Here is a 13,948-nt window from a genome sequence, read left to right on the forward strand (position 1 = left end):
GATAACGGGATTGCCGATATGAAGACGCCGCCGCCCCACTCCGATCCCGATGCCGGCCTGCTCTCCCCCGTGCGGGCCGGCACACCCGTCGAGGCCGCCGTCGGCGACGGGGCGTGGCTCCAGGCCATGCTCGACGCCGAGGCGGCCCTGGCCCGGGCCCAGGCCCGGCTGGGCACCCTGCCCGCGCCTGCCGCTGCCGCGATCACCGCCGCGGCCCGGGCCGACCGTTTCGACCTGCGTCAACTCGCCGTGCAGGCAAGGGAGACAGCCAACCCGGTGGTGGGCCTCGTGAAGGCACTCACCGCGGTCGTCGCCGCCGACGATCCCGCCGCCGCCGGGTATGTGCACCTCGGCTCCACCAGCCAGGACGTCTTCGACACCGCCGCCATGCTGGTCGCCGACCGGGCGCTGCGGCTGGTCCGGCGGGACCTCGGGCGGACTGCGGAGGCACTGGCCCGCCTCGCCGGCCGCCACCGGGACACCGTGATGGCCGGCCGGACCCTGGCCCTGCACGCGGTTCCCACCACCTTCGGGCTGAAGGCCGCGGGCTGGCGGAGCCTGGTGCTGGACGCCGCCGAACGGGTGGACCGGGTGCTGCGGGACGGTCTGCCGGTGGCGCTCGGCGGAGCGGCCGGCACCCTGGCCGGCTACCTCACCCACGCGGGCGCGGAGGGCGCCGCCGATCCCGGCGGGTACGCCGACGCCCTGGCCGACGCGTTCGCCGATGAGACCGGGCTCGCCCGGCCTCGGCTGCCCTGGCACGCGCTGCGCACCCCGATCGCGGATCTCGCCGCGGCGCTCTCGTTCACCGCCGCCACGCTGGGCAAGATCGCGCTCGATGTGCAGACCCTCTCCCGCACCGAGATCGCGGAGCTGACCGAACCGGGGGCTCCCGGCCGCGGCGGTTCGTCCGCCATGCCGCACAAGCGCAATCCGGTGCTCGCCACACTCATACGGAGCGCGGCGCTCCAGGTCCCGGTGCTGTCGGCCGGGCTGACGCAGTGCCTGTCGGTCGAGGACGAGCGGTCGGCCGGCGGCTGGCACGCGGAGTGGCAGCTGCTGCGCGAGTGCCTGCGGCTGACCGGCGGATCGGCGCACACCGCGGTGGAACTGGCCGAAGGGCTGCGGGTGCGGCCGGACCGGATGCGCGGCAATCTCGCCCTCACCGGGGGCCGGGTCGTCTCGGAACGGATCGCCGCCGTGCTTGGCCGCACCCTCGGCAGGGCCGCCGCACGTGACCTGCTGACCGAGGCCGCCGCAGTCGCCGAACGGTCCGGCCGCCCGCTGTCCGCGGTGCTCGCCGACGCCCCGGAGCTCGTCGGGCGGCTGACCGCCGGGGAGTTGGAGAGCCTGTGCGACCCGGCCCGCTACACGGGCGCTGCGGGGCCGCTGGTGGATCGGGCGCTGAAGGAGTGAGGTCATGGCGTCCCGCTGACGCCGCCCCGGCAAGGGGGCCCCGGCCCGGCGGTGGCCGGGCGGGGCCCCCTTCCCCGTCTCCTTCGTACGTCACTGGCCCAGGGCTTCACCGATCCGGTCGGCGGTGATGCGGACGCCGTCGACGGTGAGCACCGACTCCGCGTGGAACTGCACCGAGGCGAACCGGGGCCCGCGCAGCGCGTGCACCTCCCCCGTCGCCGGATCGCGGCTGATCTCCACCACGCCGGTCCCCGGGCACTCCATCTTGTCGTCGTCGCTGCGGGCGGCGAAGGAGTTGTAGAAGCCGACCCGTTCCGGGCGGCCGAACAGGTCGATCTCCTGCTGGAGGCCCTGGTTCGGCACCTCCTTGCGGATCACATCGAGCCCGAGCCGGGCGCTGAGCACCTGATGGCTGAGACACACCGCGAGGAACGGCCGTCGCTCCGCCAGCAGCCGGCCGATCGCCTCGCGCAACCGGTCGATCTTGGGGTGTCCGGCTTCCAGTGGGTCGCCCGGCCCCGGGCCCATGACGACCAGGTCGTATCCGTCGAAGGTGTACGCATCGTCGAACCGTCGTACCGTCACATCGAGCCCCAGTGCGCCGAGTTGGTGGTACAGCATGGCGGTGAAGGTGTCCTCGGCGTCGACGACCAGCACCCGGCGGCCCCGCATCGCTGGCCAGGGGCTCTTCCGGCGGTCCGCGTGGGTCAGCCAGAAGTCGGCGATGCCGGTGTTGCGGCGGGCCAGCGCGGCCTGGACGCGCGGGTCGTCGGCGAGGCGCGCGGGCCGGTCAGCCTGCAACGCGGCGAGCAGCCCCGCGGCCTTGGCCCGCGTCTCGGCGACCTCCGACGCCGGGTCGGAGTGACGGACCAGGGTCGCCCCGACCCCGATCCGGAGCCGGCCGCCCCGGTCGATGTCGGCGGTGCGGATCAGGATGGCGGAGTCCAGCGTGCGGTCGCCGCCGCTGTCGCGGCCGATGAGCGCGACGGCCCCGCTGTAGTAACCGCGGCCCGTCGGCTCGTACCGGCTGATGACCCGGCAGGCGTTCTCCAGCGGGCTGCCGGTCACGGTGGGGGCGAACATCGTCTGCCGGAGGATCTCGCGCGGGTCGCGGGTGGTGCGCCCCTCGATGAAGTACTCGGTGTGCGCCAGCCGGGCCATTTCCTTGAGGTACGGGCCGACGACGCGGCCCCCTCCGTCGCAGATCCCGGCCATCATCTTGAGCTCCTCGTCGAGGACCATGTAGAGCTCGTCGGTCTCCTTGCGGTCGTCGAGGAAGGACAGCACGTCCGGCAGGTCCGGGCCGCCCGGCGGGTAGCGGTAGGTGCCGCTGATCGGGTTCATCACGGCGGTGCCGCCGTGCACGCTGATGTGCCGCTCCGGGGTGGCGCCGACGAACGTCCGGTCGCCGGTGTGCACGATGAACGTCCAGTACGCGCCGCTCTCCTGCTGGAGCAGCCGGCGGAACAGCGACAGGCCGTGCCGGGGTGTGTAGTCCGTGATCTCCGCTATGTAGGAGCGCTTGAGGACGAAGTTGCCGCCCTCGCCCCGGCCGATCTCCTCGGCGACGACCGTCCGCACCAGGTCGGCGTAGGCGTCGTCGGAGATGTCGAAGTGCTGGCCGGAGAGCCGGGTCGGCAGGTCGGGCAGCTGGGCCAGTGCCTCGTGGCGGTCCACCGCGGCCTGCGCGGTGACGGTCATCGCGAGCAGCGGCTCGCCGTCGTCGGTGCAGGCGAAGCCCCGCTCGGCGAGCTGCCGGAACGGCATCATCACCAGCACGGCGTCCCCCGGGCCCCCGGCCCGCCCGGGCAGCGGGATGTCGGCCAGGGCGGCCACCTCGGACACGTCGCCGACGAGGATGTCCAGGACCGTCCCGTCGGTCCGCTCCGGGCGGTGGATCAGCGCGAACGCCGGTGGCCGCGGCGACAGGACGAGGTCGAGCAGGTCCTGCGCGGCGGGTGTGGTGTCGGTCATGCGCAGAACTCCTTGACCGTGGTGACCACCGCGCAGCGCTGGGCGGCGTAACTGAGGGTCATCCGGTGGTGGTCCGCGGAGAAGTCCCCGATCGCGTCGGCGACGAGGAACGTCTCGATGTCGTGGGTGAACGCCTCGACCGCGGTCATCAGCACCCCGACGTGTCCGTACACACCGCAGATGACGAGCTGGTCGCGGCCGTGCCGCGCCATGCGCTCGCGCAGGTCCGACCGGAAGAAGGCGCTGTAGCGCCACTTGGTGAACTGCCAGTCGTCCGGGCCCGCCGCCAGTTCGTCGACGATCCGGCGGTCGGCGGGGTCGACCTGCATACCGGGTCCCCAGAAGTCCTTGAGCAGACCGCGGTCGTCGTCGGTCATCCCGCCCGGCTGGGCGGTGTAGGCGACCGGGATGCCGAGGCTCGCGCAGTGCTCCCGGAGCTGCGCCGTGTTGCGCACCAGTTGTTTGCGGACGGTGTCCGGGAACGGGCGCAGGAAGTAGCGCTGCATGTCGTGGATGAGCAGTACCGCCCGGTCCGGGTCGGCCTCCCACCCGGCGACGTTCTCGGGCAGGTCGCCCGCGGCCGGCATCGGGTAGGGCTCAATGGGGGGTATTCCTGCCATGACCATCTCCTTCACGCCCAAGGTTCCTCACACGCCCAAGGTGGCGCCGCCGTCGACGGTCAGGTCGTGCATGGTGATGTGCCCGGCCTGTTCGGAGAGCAGGAAGACCACGGCGTCCGCGATGTCCGCGGGCCGGGCCAGCTTGCCCAGCGGGATGCCCACCTTGTACGCGTCGGGCCGGCCGTCGATCGTCGTCTGCGGGCCGGTCTCGTCGTGCCACATGGACCGGAGCATCGCGGTGTCGGTGGAGCCGGGGGCGACGACGTTGCAGCGGATGCCGTGGCCGGCGACCTCCAGGGCCAGGCACTTGGTGAACATCGTCGCGGCGGCCTTCGACGCGGCGTAGGCCGCCATGTCCATCCGGGGCGTGCCGGCCGCGTTGGACGCCACGGTGACGATCGCGCCGCGGGAGCGGGGCACCATACGGTTGACCACCGCGCGCGACACCTGCATCACGCCGGTGGTGTTGACGGCGAAGGTCGCGGCCCAGTCCTCGTCCGCCTGCCGTAGCACCGGGCTCAGGCGCAGCACACCGGCGGCGTTGACCAACTGGTCCACCGGTCCCAGCGCGCTCTCCACGCCGGCCACCAGTTCCTCCACCTCGGCGGCCCGGGTGACGTCGGCGGGGAACGCCTCGACGGACAGGCCGTCGGCGACCATCTTTCCCACCACCTCGTTCAGCCGTCCGGCGTCCCGGTCCACCGCGGCCACCCGTACGCCGCGCCGGCCCAGCGCGCGGACGACAGCGGCGCCGATCCCGCCCGCCGCCCCGGTGACCAGGGCGATTGCGTCCTCCATGGTTGAGACCTCCATTGCTGGGTGTGCACGAGGAAGTTCCGTTTCCCGCAAGTCCGTTGCGAGCCGGCCGGGGCTCACGCCCGCCACGCCGAGACCACCTCGACGGCCTGGTCCGGGTTGAGGCGCGGATCGCAGAGGCTGGTGTACTTGTCCCCGACGTGCGGGACGTCCTCCCAGGTCCGGGCGCACTCCGTGACGTCGTCCGGGGTGGTCTCCAGGTGCAGGCCACCGGCGACGCCGCCGGCGGCGCCGACCGCGTCCTGGAAGCGGGTCACCTCCTGCACGATCCGGTGCAGGAGCCGGGTCTTGAACCCGTCGGGTGTGGCGAAGGTGTTGCCGTGCATCGGGTCGCACAGCCAGATCACCGGGTGGCCCGCTGCCCGTACCGCCGCGACGAGGGCGGGCAGCCGGCCGCTGATCTCGTCGGCTCCCATCCGGGTGATCAGGGTGAGCCGGCCCGGCTCCCGGCGCGGGTCGAGCCGTTCGCACAGGGCCGGCAGCTCACCGGTCGTCATGGTGGGGCCGACCTTGCAGGCCACCGGGTTGACGACCTGGGCGAGCAGCGCGACATGGGCCCCGTCGACCTGCCGGGTGCGCTCGCCGATCCACGGCCAGTGGGTGGAGGACAGCCATGCCCGGCCCGCCGCCGAGCGGCGCACCATCGGCAGCTCGTAGTCGAGCAGCAGGGCCTCGTGGCTGGTCCACACCTCGGGCCCGGGGTGCGGGTGCGCGCCCCGGTCGGCCCAGCCGAGGTACCGCATGACGGAGTCGGCGATCCGGTAGCCGGAGAGGATGCGGGTCGGATCGGGGCGGCGGCGCTCCGGGGTGGGCTCGGGTCCGTTCACCATGTGCCCGTGGTACGGGGGGAGTTCGAGGTCGCCCACCCGTTCGGTCCGCGCCGAACGGGGCTTGGCGAACTGACCGGCCAGCCGGCCGGCCCGCAGCACCGGCCGGCCGGTGTTCTGCTCCATACGGACCGCGAGGAGTTCCAGCAGCTCGGACTTGCGGGCGATGTCGGCGGGGGTGCAGTCGGCGGGATCCTCCGCACAGTCCCCCGCCTGCACCACCTGGGCCGCACCGTTGGCGACGGCAGCGAGGCGGGTGCGCAGCGCGAGCACCTGCTGGGCTTCGAACAGCCCGGGAAGAGTGGCGAGCTGACCGCGGACCCGCCGGACCAGTGCCGCGTCGGGCCACTGGGGCTGCTGCCTCGCCGGACCCAGCTCCAGGTCGCATGCGGCGGCGGCCGGTGCGTCCTTGGGTGATGAACGAGTGAGCACGGTGATCTCCCGGACTTGCTCGACGGATGTCCGGCTGCGCGCGGGCAGCTGACATGTGGCCCGCGCACGGCCACCCTGCGGCGGGAGGTGCACACGGTCTGATGGGGATGGGGGCATGGGGCCCCGGCGAAATCCACCTCGTCTGCGCAGCCGCCCGGTCGAGCTCCGTCGATCGAGTGGCCGGCTGACTGCGCCTCAGTCTTATGGCCCGCAGGCGGCGCGGCCAATGGCCCCCGGGGAACTGTGTCAGGTGAGGTGCTTCCACATCAGGTCGCCCGCGGACGGTGGATCCGGGATGGCCCGACAGCGGATCGGGGTGTGGCGCCGGCCGTCTTTATCGCCGTTCCGGGAATGCTGTCAAGCCGCCCGGGCCGCAGTAGGAACTGGTTGCGGGCGGGGCCCGGTCGACGTAGCGTCCGGAACGGCGACCGACCGCCACCACCGCCCATTCCGTGATTTCAGCACCTTCCGTCCGACTGGGTATTCCGGTACTCCGTCCGACTGGGGAGAAGAAATCCAACAGCGCGTTCGACGCGGTGATCAACTCACCCACTTGTTGTCCATCGACGGCTTGTATAGCCTGGCGACAAGATCCGCCTATTCAGCATGAGCCGGGGATCCGCCGGGGGAATCTCTCCAAATCCGTTACTGCGTGCCGGAGTTCCCTCGCGCGCCGCGCGCCGGGTGTGCGGCGCACCGGCCGGCCACCCCACCATTACGTTTTCTCCAGGTACACCGAAACCGGATTTACTGGATGAGGGGACACCGATGCGCTGGGAACAAGCCGCGGTCACTCAAGCCGACAGCACGGGTGAGGCCCTTTCGCCACCCGAGCAGCCAACGGCCGTGCAGACCTGCACAATTCCCATTCGCATTCTACGGCACGGGGAAAACCTCAGAGCACGCGGCGAGAACAAGGAATACGTCACCACGCTCGCTCTTTCGCCGGTCAAACTCCCGCCCATCTTCGTACACCGCGAGACCATGCGGATTCTGGACGGAATGCACCGGCTGAAGGCCGCGGAACTGCGCGGTGACCAGTCGATCGAAGTGGTCTTCTTCGACGGGGACGAGGAGGACGCGTTCGTCGCCGCTGTGTCGTCCAACGCCCGGCACGGTATGCCCCTCTCCTTCGACGACCGTACGGCCGCGGCCACCCGGATCCTCAACTCGCGCCCGCACTGGCCGGATCCCACGATCGCCTCGGTGACCGGCCTCGACCCGAGGACCGTACGCGCGCTCCGCGGCCTCCTGGACGTCCCCGACCCGCAGCCGACCAATCTGGTCCCGCTGCAGCGCCCCCGCCCGGCGGCACCGCCGCGGTACACCGAACTCCCCGGGAAGGCACCGTCCTCGCGGCTCTCCACCCCGGTCCACCAGGTGGCGCAGGAATTCGAACTGGAGCCGTGCACCGTCGTCGACGTGCTGAACCGGCTGCGCCGGGGACTGCGGGAAACACCCGAGGTCCCGTACGGCGCCGGCCCGGAGAGCCCCTCCCCCGCGCTGCCCGCCCCGGCGGCGCCGGCACCGCGCGCCCTGGGCGACCCGACGCCCCTGCTGGGCCGCACCGGGCCGTCCGACGCGACGGAGATCCTCCTCGACCGGGTCTGCGACGAGTTGTTCGCCACGCTCACCCGGCGCGACCAGCGGCTGAGAGCCCGGCAGTATCTGCGGGGACTGCTGGGCACGCCCGGCCGCAAGAGCATCCGGAACATCGCGGCCTCCGTCGACGGTCCGGGGATCGACCAGCGGCTGCACCACTTCATCAGTGACTCCACCTGGAACTGGGAACCCGTCCGCACCGCGCTCACCCGGTACGTGGCGCGGACCATGGAGCCGGAGGCCTGGGTGATCCGCCCGGTGCTCATCCCCAAGGCGGGCCGGCAGGCGGTGGCGGTGAGCCGGCGCTTCTGCCCGACCCGGGGAAAGGCCGTCAACGGCCAGCAGGCGGTCGGCGTCCTCGCGGTGTCCGAGACGGTCGGCACCCCGGTGAGCTGGCGCCTCCAAGTGCCCAAGGACTGGGCGGAGGACGCGCACCGGCGCGCGCGGGCGGGGATGCCCGACGACATCAGCGCCGAGTCGCTCGGCGAGTGCACGGCCCACGCCCTGCTGCACGTCCTGGCCCGCACCGGGGGCCCCGACCGGCCGGTGGTGCTCGACGGGCGCGACATGGAACACGTACAGATCCTCCAGCCGCTGCACGCCGCGGAAGTGCCCCTGCTCGTACGGATCCCGGCGGCCATGCCGTTGCAGATCAACGACCCGGCGCTGGCCGGGCACCGCACGCACGGGCCGCTCACCGCGCGCCGGATCGTGGAGGTGGCCCGGTTCCGCCGCCGGCCGGTCGACGGCCCCGATCCCGCGGTCGAGAAAGGCCACTTGATCACCACCGTCGGCGTCCAGTGGCCCGTCGGCTCCCAGCACCCCCACCCGGGGGCGGAGGCGCCGCTGCGGCTGATCGCGGTCAGCCCGGTGGGGGAGAACGTGTGCGAGGAATTGTGGCTGACGACATTGACGACCGTGTCGGCCGCCACCGTGCTGAAACTCTCCAGACTCGTACGCCGGGTGGACCGCGACCTGGAATCGGTTTCCCAGCACGTCGGAATCTGGGATTTCAGCGGCCGGTCCTTTCCGGGCTGGCACCGGCACGTCACGCTCGCTTCCATCGCGAATCTCGTGCGTTTGCTGGCCAGGACCGATTACCGGTCCGACCTTGCGTAACTCCATTACGTCAACTGCATTACGTCAACTCCCTTACCAACTCCATTACACGGGGAATATCCTCATCGACAGGGGGCGCATATGCCTGGCCGGCGGAACACCACCGACATGCTCATCATCGGCGGCGGAGTGACGGCGCTTTCGATCGCCTATCACTGCGCACGGGCGGACATCGATGTCATCCTGCTCGGACCGGACACCGCCGATGCCGGCGCCGCGCCTGCCGCCCGCCCGGTACGCACGTATCAGCCGGGGAAGGTCCACAACTCCGAGCTGACGGTGCGCAGCCTCGCGGACTACCGGGCGTTCACCCCGGCCGGTGGCGCCGACCTGGTGCTCTCCGGCGTCGGCTGGCTGGTGGTGCCGACCGGCCGCCGGGAAGCCGCCGAGCTTGAGCGGGAGCTGGCGGCCCAGCGCGCCGTGGGCGTGGAACTGGAACCGCTGCCCCCGGACCGGGCCCGCGCGTACAACCCCTGGCTGGACCCGGCCGGCGCCGAGTCGGCGATCTGGTGCCCGCAGTCCTACCTCCTCGACGTGGACAGAGTGGCGGGGGGCTATGCCGCGGGCGCGCGGGAGCACGGCGCCCGGCTGCTGACCGGTCATACGGTGACCGGTCTTGACGCGAGGAGCGGTCGCGTCACCACCACCCGCGGCGAGTTCGCCGCAGAAGCCGTCGTCCTCGCGGCCGAGGCCGGCAGCGGCGAACTCGCGGCGTCGGCCGGTCTCGAACTCCCGCTGTGGGCGCAGTCCGCCGAGCTGTACCGCACCGACCCGGTCCTCGCCGACGGGGAGCTCCACGCCCCCTTCACCGTGCACCCGGCGTCCGGGCTGAAGACGCTGGGGGCCGGCCGCTCCTTCGTGGTCGGCCTGGAGCGCGTCTCCCGGCGGCAGGACATGCGGGACGTGTGGTTCAAGGAGGCCGCCGATGAGCTGGGCACGCGGTATCCGAAGCTCAAGGGCACCGGGCTGCACACCATGTGGACCGGGACGGTGGACGTCTCCCCGGCCAGGACGGCGTGCATCGGCAGAGCGAGCGGCGCGCACGAGCGGATCTTCGTCGCGGCCGGGTACACCGGGCAGGATCTCGGCCAGGCGCCCGCCACCGGCCGGATCATCCGCGATCTGTACTTCGGCCGCTCCCCCGGTCTCGACCTCACACCGTTCGCGCTCACGCCGTCCGCGCCGGCTCCGAGCAGCGCGACAAACCGTGCGGCGAGCGGTGCGGCGTAAAAAACCGGTCCCGGCTATGTCAGGTCGGGCCCGAAATACCGACAAAGGCACAGAGCGGCCCGGCAGACTGACAAACACCGACTTTATCGCCGGGATATCGACGTGACAAAGTCAGCAGCTATCCGAGGGTGGGGGACGGTTTTCCCTACCGAGCTGTTCCGGCCGCTGCTAACGTCCCAACGTCACTATCCGACCGATCCTCCAAACCTATTGAACGCATGCACCAATTGGAGGAACGAGGAGAACGGGGTAGGAATAATGCGCCAAATTGAGATCGCCTGGCAGTCGATCGGCGCCAGGGTACGCATCACTCTCGACGAAGGCCGCAACGCCCAGATCGTCGAGCCGCTCTGGGCGTCACTTCCGTATCGGACGCTGCAGGGCCATGCGCTCGTGGCCGGTGACTGTATCTATCACGTTCCGCCGGCGCACGACCTCCTGCACGCCGTGCCCGACTACAAGGTCGACCGCAAGATCCAGCCCGACGGCACCGTGTTCTGTTCCGCGGTGCAGCACCTCACCATCAAGTACGGCGACCTGACGGAACCCATGCCCACCGCGCCGATCGGTTCCGTCGTCCCTGAGGACCTCGACGCGCTGCCGAAGATCGGCCAGATGGTCTGGGACGCCGTGCACGGCAATGGCGCCCCGATCCTCGCTCAGGTGCGGCGGGTGGGCGGCGAGGCCGGTCACGGGGTTCAGCGCATGCCGGCGGAGTCCGCCCGGGTGCGCGACCTGATCGAGCGGATCGCCGCGGAGACCGAGCGGGTGATGACCGAGCCGCCCGATGAACTGATCGCCGCGCACGAGGGCCGTTTCGACAGCGGAGCCGGGACCAAGGGCTCGGTACTGACCTCGCTCGTCTGCATCAACGGGGAGACCAGGCCGCTGGGTTACGTGTCCCACACCGGGCTGGTGCGGGCCGCCCGGCTGACCGATGTGCCGTTCTCCGCACTGGTCGAGATGGCCAGGATCCTGCTCGTCAAGCCCACCGAATTCCTCGGCTACTGCGGGCTGAACACGCTGTGGGACCTCACCCAGGAGGTGGTCGCCGTCATCGAGGAGACCACTTCCAAGGAGGAATTCATCGCGCTGCTCTCCCACATGGCCACCTACACCAACGCCCTCGGTGCCTGGAACCTGCAGCTGTTCCCGTGGGAACTGGGGGGCGACACCTGGACGTTCCGTCCGACCATCACGAGGAGTGCGCATGCCTGACCGGAAGAACTCCACCGAACTGCTGATCATAGGCGGCGGCGTGATCGGCGTGTCCATCGCCTACCACTGCGCCAAGGCCGGCATCGACGTGCTCCTGCTGGAGAAGGACCAGTTCGGCACGGCCACCACGTCGCAGACCGCGCGGGCGTTCCGCACCTACTTCCCGAAGAAGCCGCACGACACCGAACTGGCTGTCCGGAGCCTGCCCGACTTCAACTCGTTCGCGGCGACGATGAACACCGACCTCGGGATGAAGCGCCTCGGGCTGCTCACGATCCTGACCAGCCCCGAGCAGACGGCCGAGATCGAGGCCCTACTGCCGGCCCACCGCGAGGTGGGCGCCGACGTCCAGCTGCTCACCCCCGCCCAGGCCGTCGAGTACAACCCCTGGCTGGACGCGAGCACCATCGAGGCGGCGGTCTGGTCCCCGGAGTGCTACCGCATCAAGCCGGAAGCGATGGTCAAGGGGTACGCGGACGCGGCGACGGAGCTCGGCGCCCGGCTCCTCTCCGGTACCGAGGTGACCGGTATCGATGCCCGCACCGGCGAAGTGACCACCACCGCTGGTGAGTTCACGGCGGACGCGATCGTCATCGCGGCCGGTCCGTGGGGCGGCGACGTCGCCAAGCTCGCCGGCATGGAGCTGCCGGTGTGGGGCCAGTTCGCCGAGCTGCTCTACACCGACCCGATCTCCGACGAAGAGGTCGATACCCCCTTCACCTTCCACCCCGTCTCCGGTCTGAAGACGATGGGGCGGGGCAAGGGCTTCCTGGTCGGCCTGGAGCGCATCTCCAAGCAGAAGGGGCTGCGGGACCTGTGGTTCGAGGCGGCCGTCGATGAGCTGCCGAAGTGGTACCCCAGGGCGGCGGGCGCCAAGCTGCACAGCGCCTGGACCGGGACACTGGACGTCACCCCCACGAAGTCGGCGCTGATGGGCCGGGGCGAGGGCGAGCACGAGCGGCTCCTCTTCGCGGCGGGCTTCACCGGCCACGGCCTGGCCCACGCGCCGACCGCCGGACGGATCGTCCGCGACCTGCACCGCGGCGTCAAGCCGGAGGTCGACCTGACCCCCTTCTCCCTCGCCACCAACCTGGCGCAGATGCCGGCCTGAGCACGTTTCCCGTGGCGGGCGGCCCCACGCTGCCCGCCACTCCCCAGCCGCGGGACGGTGTCGGCGGCGGCGGTCATCCGCACCGCCCCCGCCGGTGTACCGGTATCCGCGGTGAGATCTGAGAGGTGTGAATTGTCGTCGGCATACGCACTCCCTGCGGAATGGCAAGGCCAGGCGCTGACCCCGTTGAATCCGGACACCGCGTTCAACGGCTATATCTGCGCGCACGTGGTGCACGCACTGGAACAGCTCGGAGTTTTCCAGCAGTTGGCAGCAGAGGGGACGCTCGACGTCTCCGCGTTCTGCGAGAAGAACGCTCTCGACAGCGCCGTCTTCCGGGCGCTCGTCCAGGCCGCGGAATCGTTCGGGTACCTCGATGTCCACGGTGACCGGGTCCAGGCGACCACGGTCAGCGAGGACATCGCCCGGGCCCTGGGCTTCTTCACCTGGGGCGTCGGCGGCTACCACGACGTCTTCGCCAACGCGGCGCCGCTCGCCCGCGGCGACCGCCGGTTCGGCGTCGATCTCCAGCGCGACGAGGGCATGGTCGCGCTCGGCTCCGCCCAGGCGGACACCGCGCTGATGCGCCACATCCTCGACGAGGAGATCGCCGGCATCGATTTCGGCACCCTGGTCGACCTCGGCGCCGGCGTCAGCGAGCGGGTCTCCCGGCTGGTCAAGAACCGGCCGGGCAGCCGCGGGATCGGCATCGACATCAGCCGGCCCGCCACCGAGCTGGCGCGCGGGACGGTCGCCAGGTACGGCCTGGACGGCACCGTGCAGCCGGTCTGCGCGGACGTACTCGACATCCTCTTCAAGGAGCACGAGGTCGAAGGCAGCGGCGCCGCCGACATCGTGATGAGCTTCATGTTCCTGCACGACCTGCTGGCCGATCCGAAGCGCCGCGAGGAGGTCATCCCCCGGCTGCGCAAGTCCTTCCCTCAGGCGCACACCTTCCTGCTGGCCGACACCACGATCCGGCCGCGCAGCGAGGGCGAGGGCTCCCGGCTGCCGGTCTTCTCCAGCGGTTTCGAACTGGCCCACGCGCTGATGGGCGTCCCCATCCACACCCGTGAGGAGTACGAGCAGCTCTTCCAGCGGGGCGGGATGCAGTTGCGCCGCACCGTGCCGTTCGGTGCTCCGCACACGTACCTGTTCGTCCTGGAGGCGTCGTGACGGTACAGGACCCGGCGACCGCGCCGGATGCGGAGATCATCACCGCGCTGCCCATCCCACTCGCGGTCGCCGGGCACCACCAGCCGGCGCCCTTCTACGTCACCGCGGACATGTTCGGCGGGCTGCCGGTGCAACTCGCCGGGGGCGAGCTCAGCAAGCTGGTGGGCAAGCCCGTCGCCGCTCCGCACACCCATGATGTCGACGAGCTCTACTTCCTCGTCTCGCCCGAACCGGGCCAGGCCCGTATCGAGGTCCGACTCGACGGTGTGCGCCACACGCTGGTCTCGCCCGCGGTGATGCGGATACCGGCCGGCAGCGAGCACTGCTTCCTCACCCAGGAGGCAGTGGTGGGGAGTTACTGCTTCGGGATCCTGGTGGGAGATCACCTGTGAGGTGCCCAGACCGGC

General features: G+C 71.1%; 11 protein-coding genes. 7 read left to right on the forward strand and 4 right to left on the reverse strand.

From position 1 onward, the window contains the following. Positions 1–18: 18 nt before the first annotated feature. Positions 19–1,416, forward strand: a complete 1,398-nt coding sequence (gene pcaB, locus OG452_RS11380) for a 3-carboxy-cis,cis-muconate cycloisomerase (RefSeq protein WP_327295502.1) — start codon at positions 19–21, stop codon at positions 1,414–1,416. A 90-nt stretch (positions 1,417–1,506) separates the two neighbouring features. Here pcaB and OG452_RS11385 read toward each other — a convergent pair whose 3' ends face one another. The 4 genes from OG452_RS11385 to OG452_RS11400 form a co-directional block, all read right to left on the reverse strand. After that, positions 1,507–3,390, reverse strand: a complete 1,884-nt coding sequence (locus tag OG452_RS11385) for an anthranilate synthase family protein (protein WP_327295503.1) — start codon at positions 3,388–3,390, stop codon at positions 1,507–1,509. Further along, positions 3,387–4,010: an isochorismatase family protein gene (locus tag OG452_RS11390; RefSeq protein ID WP_327295504.1), complete on the reverse strand. Its 624-nt coding sequence runs from the start codon at positions 4,008–4,010 to the stop codon at positions 3,387–3,389. Before OG452_RS11390 ends, OG452_RS11385 begins: the two co-directional genes overlap by 4 nt. A gap of 27 nt (positions 4,011–4,037) precedes the next feature. Beyond that, positions 4,038–4,808: a 2,3-dihydro-2,3-dihydroxybenzoate dehydrogenase gene (locus OG452_RS11395; RefSeq protein WP_327295505.1), complete on the reverse strand. Its 771-nt coding sequence runs from the start codon at positions 4,806–4,808 to the stop codon at positions 4,038–4,040. A 74-nt stretch (positions 4,809–4,882) separates the two neighbouring features. After that, positions 4,883–6,085 carry a 3-deoxy-7-phosphoheptulonate synthase gene (locus OG452_RS11400; RefSeq protein WP_327295506.1) on the reverse strand — a complete coding sequence of 401 codons (1,203 nt, stop codon included), beginning with the start codon at positions 6,083–6,085 and terminating at the stop codon, positions 4,883–4,885. A gap of 984 nt (positions 6,086–7,069) precedes the next feature. Between OG452_RS11400 and OG452_RS11405 the strand changes: the two genes are divergently transcribed. From OG452_RS11405 to OG452_RS11430, 6 genes are all read left to right on the forward strand, one after another. Then, positions 7,070–8,806, forward strand: a complete 1,737-nt coding sequence (locus tag OG452_RS11405) for an IS701 family transposase (protein ID WP_327295507.1) — start codon at positions 7,070–7,072, stop codon at positions 8,804–8,806. 81 nt (positions 8,807–8,887) lie between these two features. Then, positions 8,888–10,036 (forward strand): NAD(P)/FAD-dependent oxidoreductase, encoded by a 1,149-nt coding sequence (locus tag OG452_RS11410; RefSeq protein ID WP_327295508.1) that lies wholly within the window; start codon positions 8,888–8,890, stop codon positions 10,034–10,036. 258 nt (positions 10,037–10,294) lie between these two features. After that, positions 10,295–11,254 carry a hypothetical protein gene (locus OG452_RS11415; RefSeq protein ID WP_327295509.1) on the forward strand — a complete coding sequence of 320 codons (960 nt, stop codon included), beginning with the start codon at positions 10,295–10,297 and terminating at the stop codon, positions 11,252–11,254. After that, positions 11,247–12,365, forward strand: a complete 1,119-nt coding sequence (locus OG452_RS11420) for an NAD(P)/FAD-dependent oxidoreductase (protein WP_327295510.1) — start codon at positions 11,247–11,249, stop codon at positions 12,363–12,365. The genes OG452_RS11415 and OG452_RS11420 overlap by 8 nt, the downstream gene beginning before the upstream one ends. A 186-nt stretch (positions 12,366–12,551) precedes the next feature. Next, the gene (locus OG452_RS11425; RefSeq protein WP_327295511.1) at positions 12,552–13,541 is read left to right on the forward strand and encodes an SAM-dependent methyltransferase; all 990 of its coding nucleotides are present in this window, start codon (positions 12,552–12,554) and stop codon (positions 13,539–13,541) included. Next, positions 13,538–13,933 (forward strand): cupin domain-containing protein, encoded by a 396-nt coding sequence (locus tag OG452_RS11430; RefSeq protein WP_327295512.1) that lies wholly within the window; start codon positions 13,538–13,540, stop codon positions 13,931–13,933. The genes OG452_RS11425 and OG452_RS11430 overlap by 4 nt, the downstream gene beginning before the upstream one ends. Positions 13,934–13,948: the final 15 nt, after the last annotated feature.

It is taken from the genome of Streptomyces sp. NBC_01197 (assembly GCF_036010505.1).
Classification (GTDB): domain Bacteria; phylum Actinomycetota; class Actinomycetes; order Streptomycetales; family Streptomycetaceae; genus Streptomyces.

Coding starts and splice junctions, on each gene's coding strand:
- pcaB (WP_327295502.1), top strand. CDS start 19: ATGAAGACGCCGCCGCCCCACTCCGATCCCGATGCCGGCCTGCTCTCC.
- OG452_RS11385 (WP_327295503.1), bottom strand. CDS start 3,390: ATGACCGACACCACACCCGCCGCGCAGGACCTGCTCGACCTCGTCCTG.
- OG452_RS11390 (WP_327295504.1), bottom strand. CDS start 4,010: ATGGCAGGAATACCCCCCATTGAGCCCTACCCGATGCCGGCCGCGGGC.
- OG452_RS11395 (WP_327295505.1), bottom strand. CDS start 4,808: ATGGAGGACGCAATCGCCCTGGTCACCGGGGCGGCGGGCGGGATCGGC.
- OG452_RS11405 (WP_327295507.1), top strand. CDS start 7,070: ATGCGGATTCTGGACGGAATGCACCGGCTGAAGGCCGCGGAACTGCGC.
- OG452_RS11410 (WP_327295508.1), top strand. CDS start 8,888: ATGCCTGGCCGGCGGAACACCACCGACATGCTCATCATCGGCGGCGGA.
- OG452_RS11415 (WP_327295509.1), top strand. CDS start 10,295: ATGCGCCAAATTGAGATCGCCTGGCAGTCGATCGGCGCCAGGGTACGC.
- OG452_RS11420 (WP_327295510.1), top strand. CDS start 11,247: ATGCCTGACCGGAAGAACTCCACCGAACTGCTGATCATAGGCGGCGGC.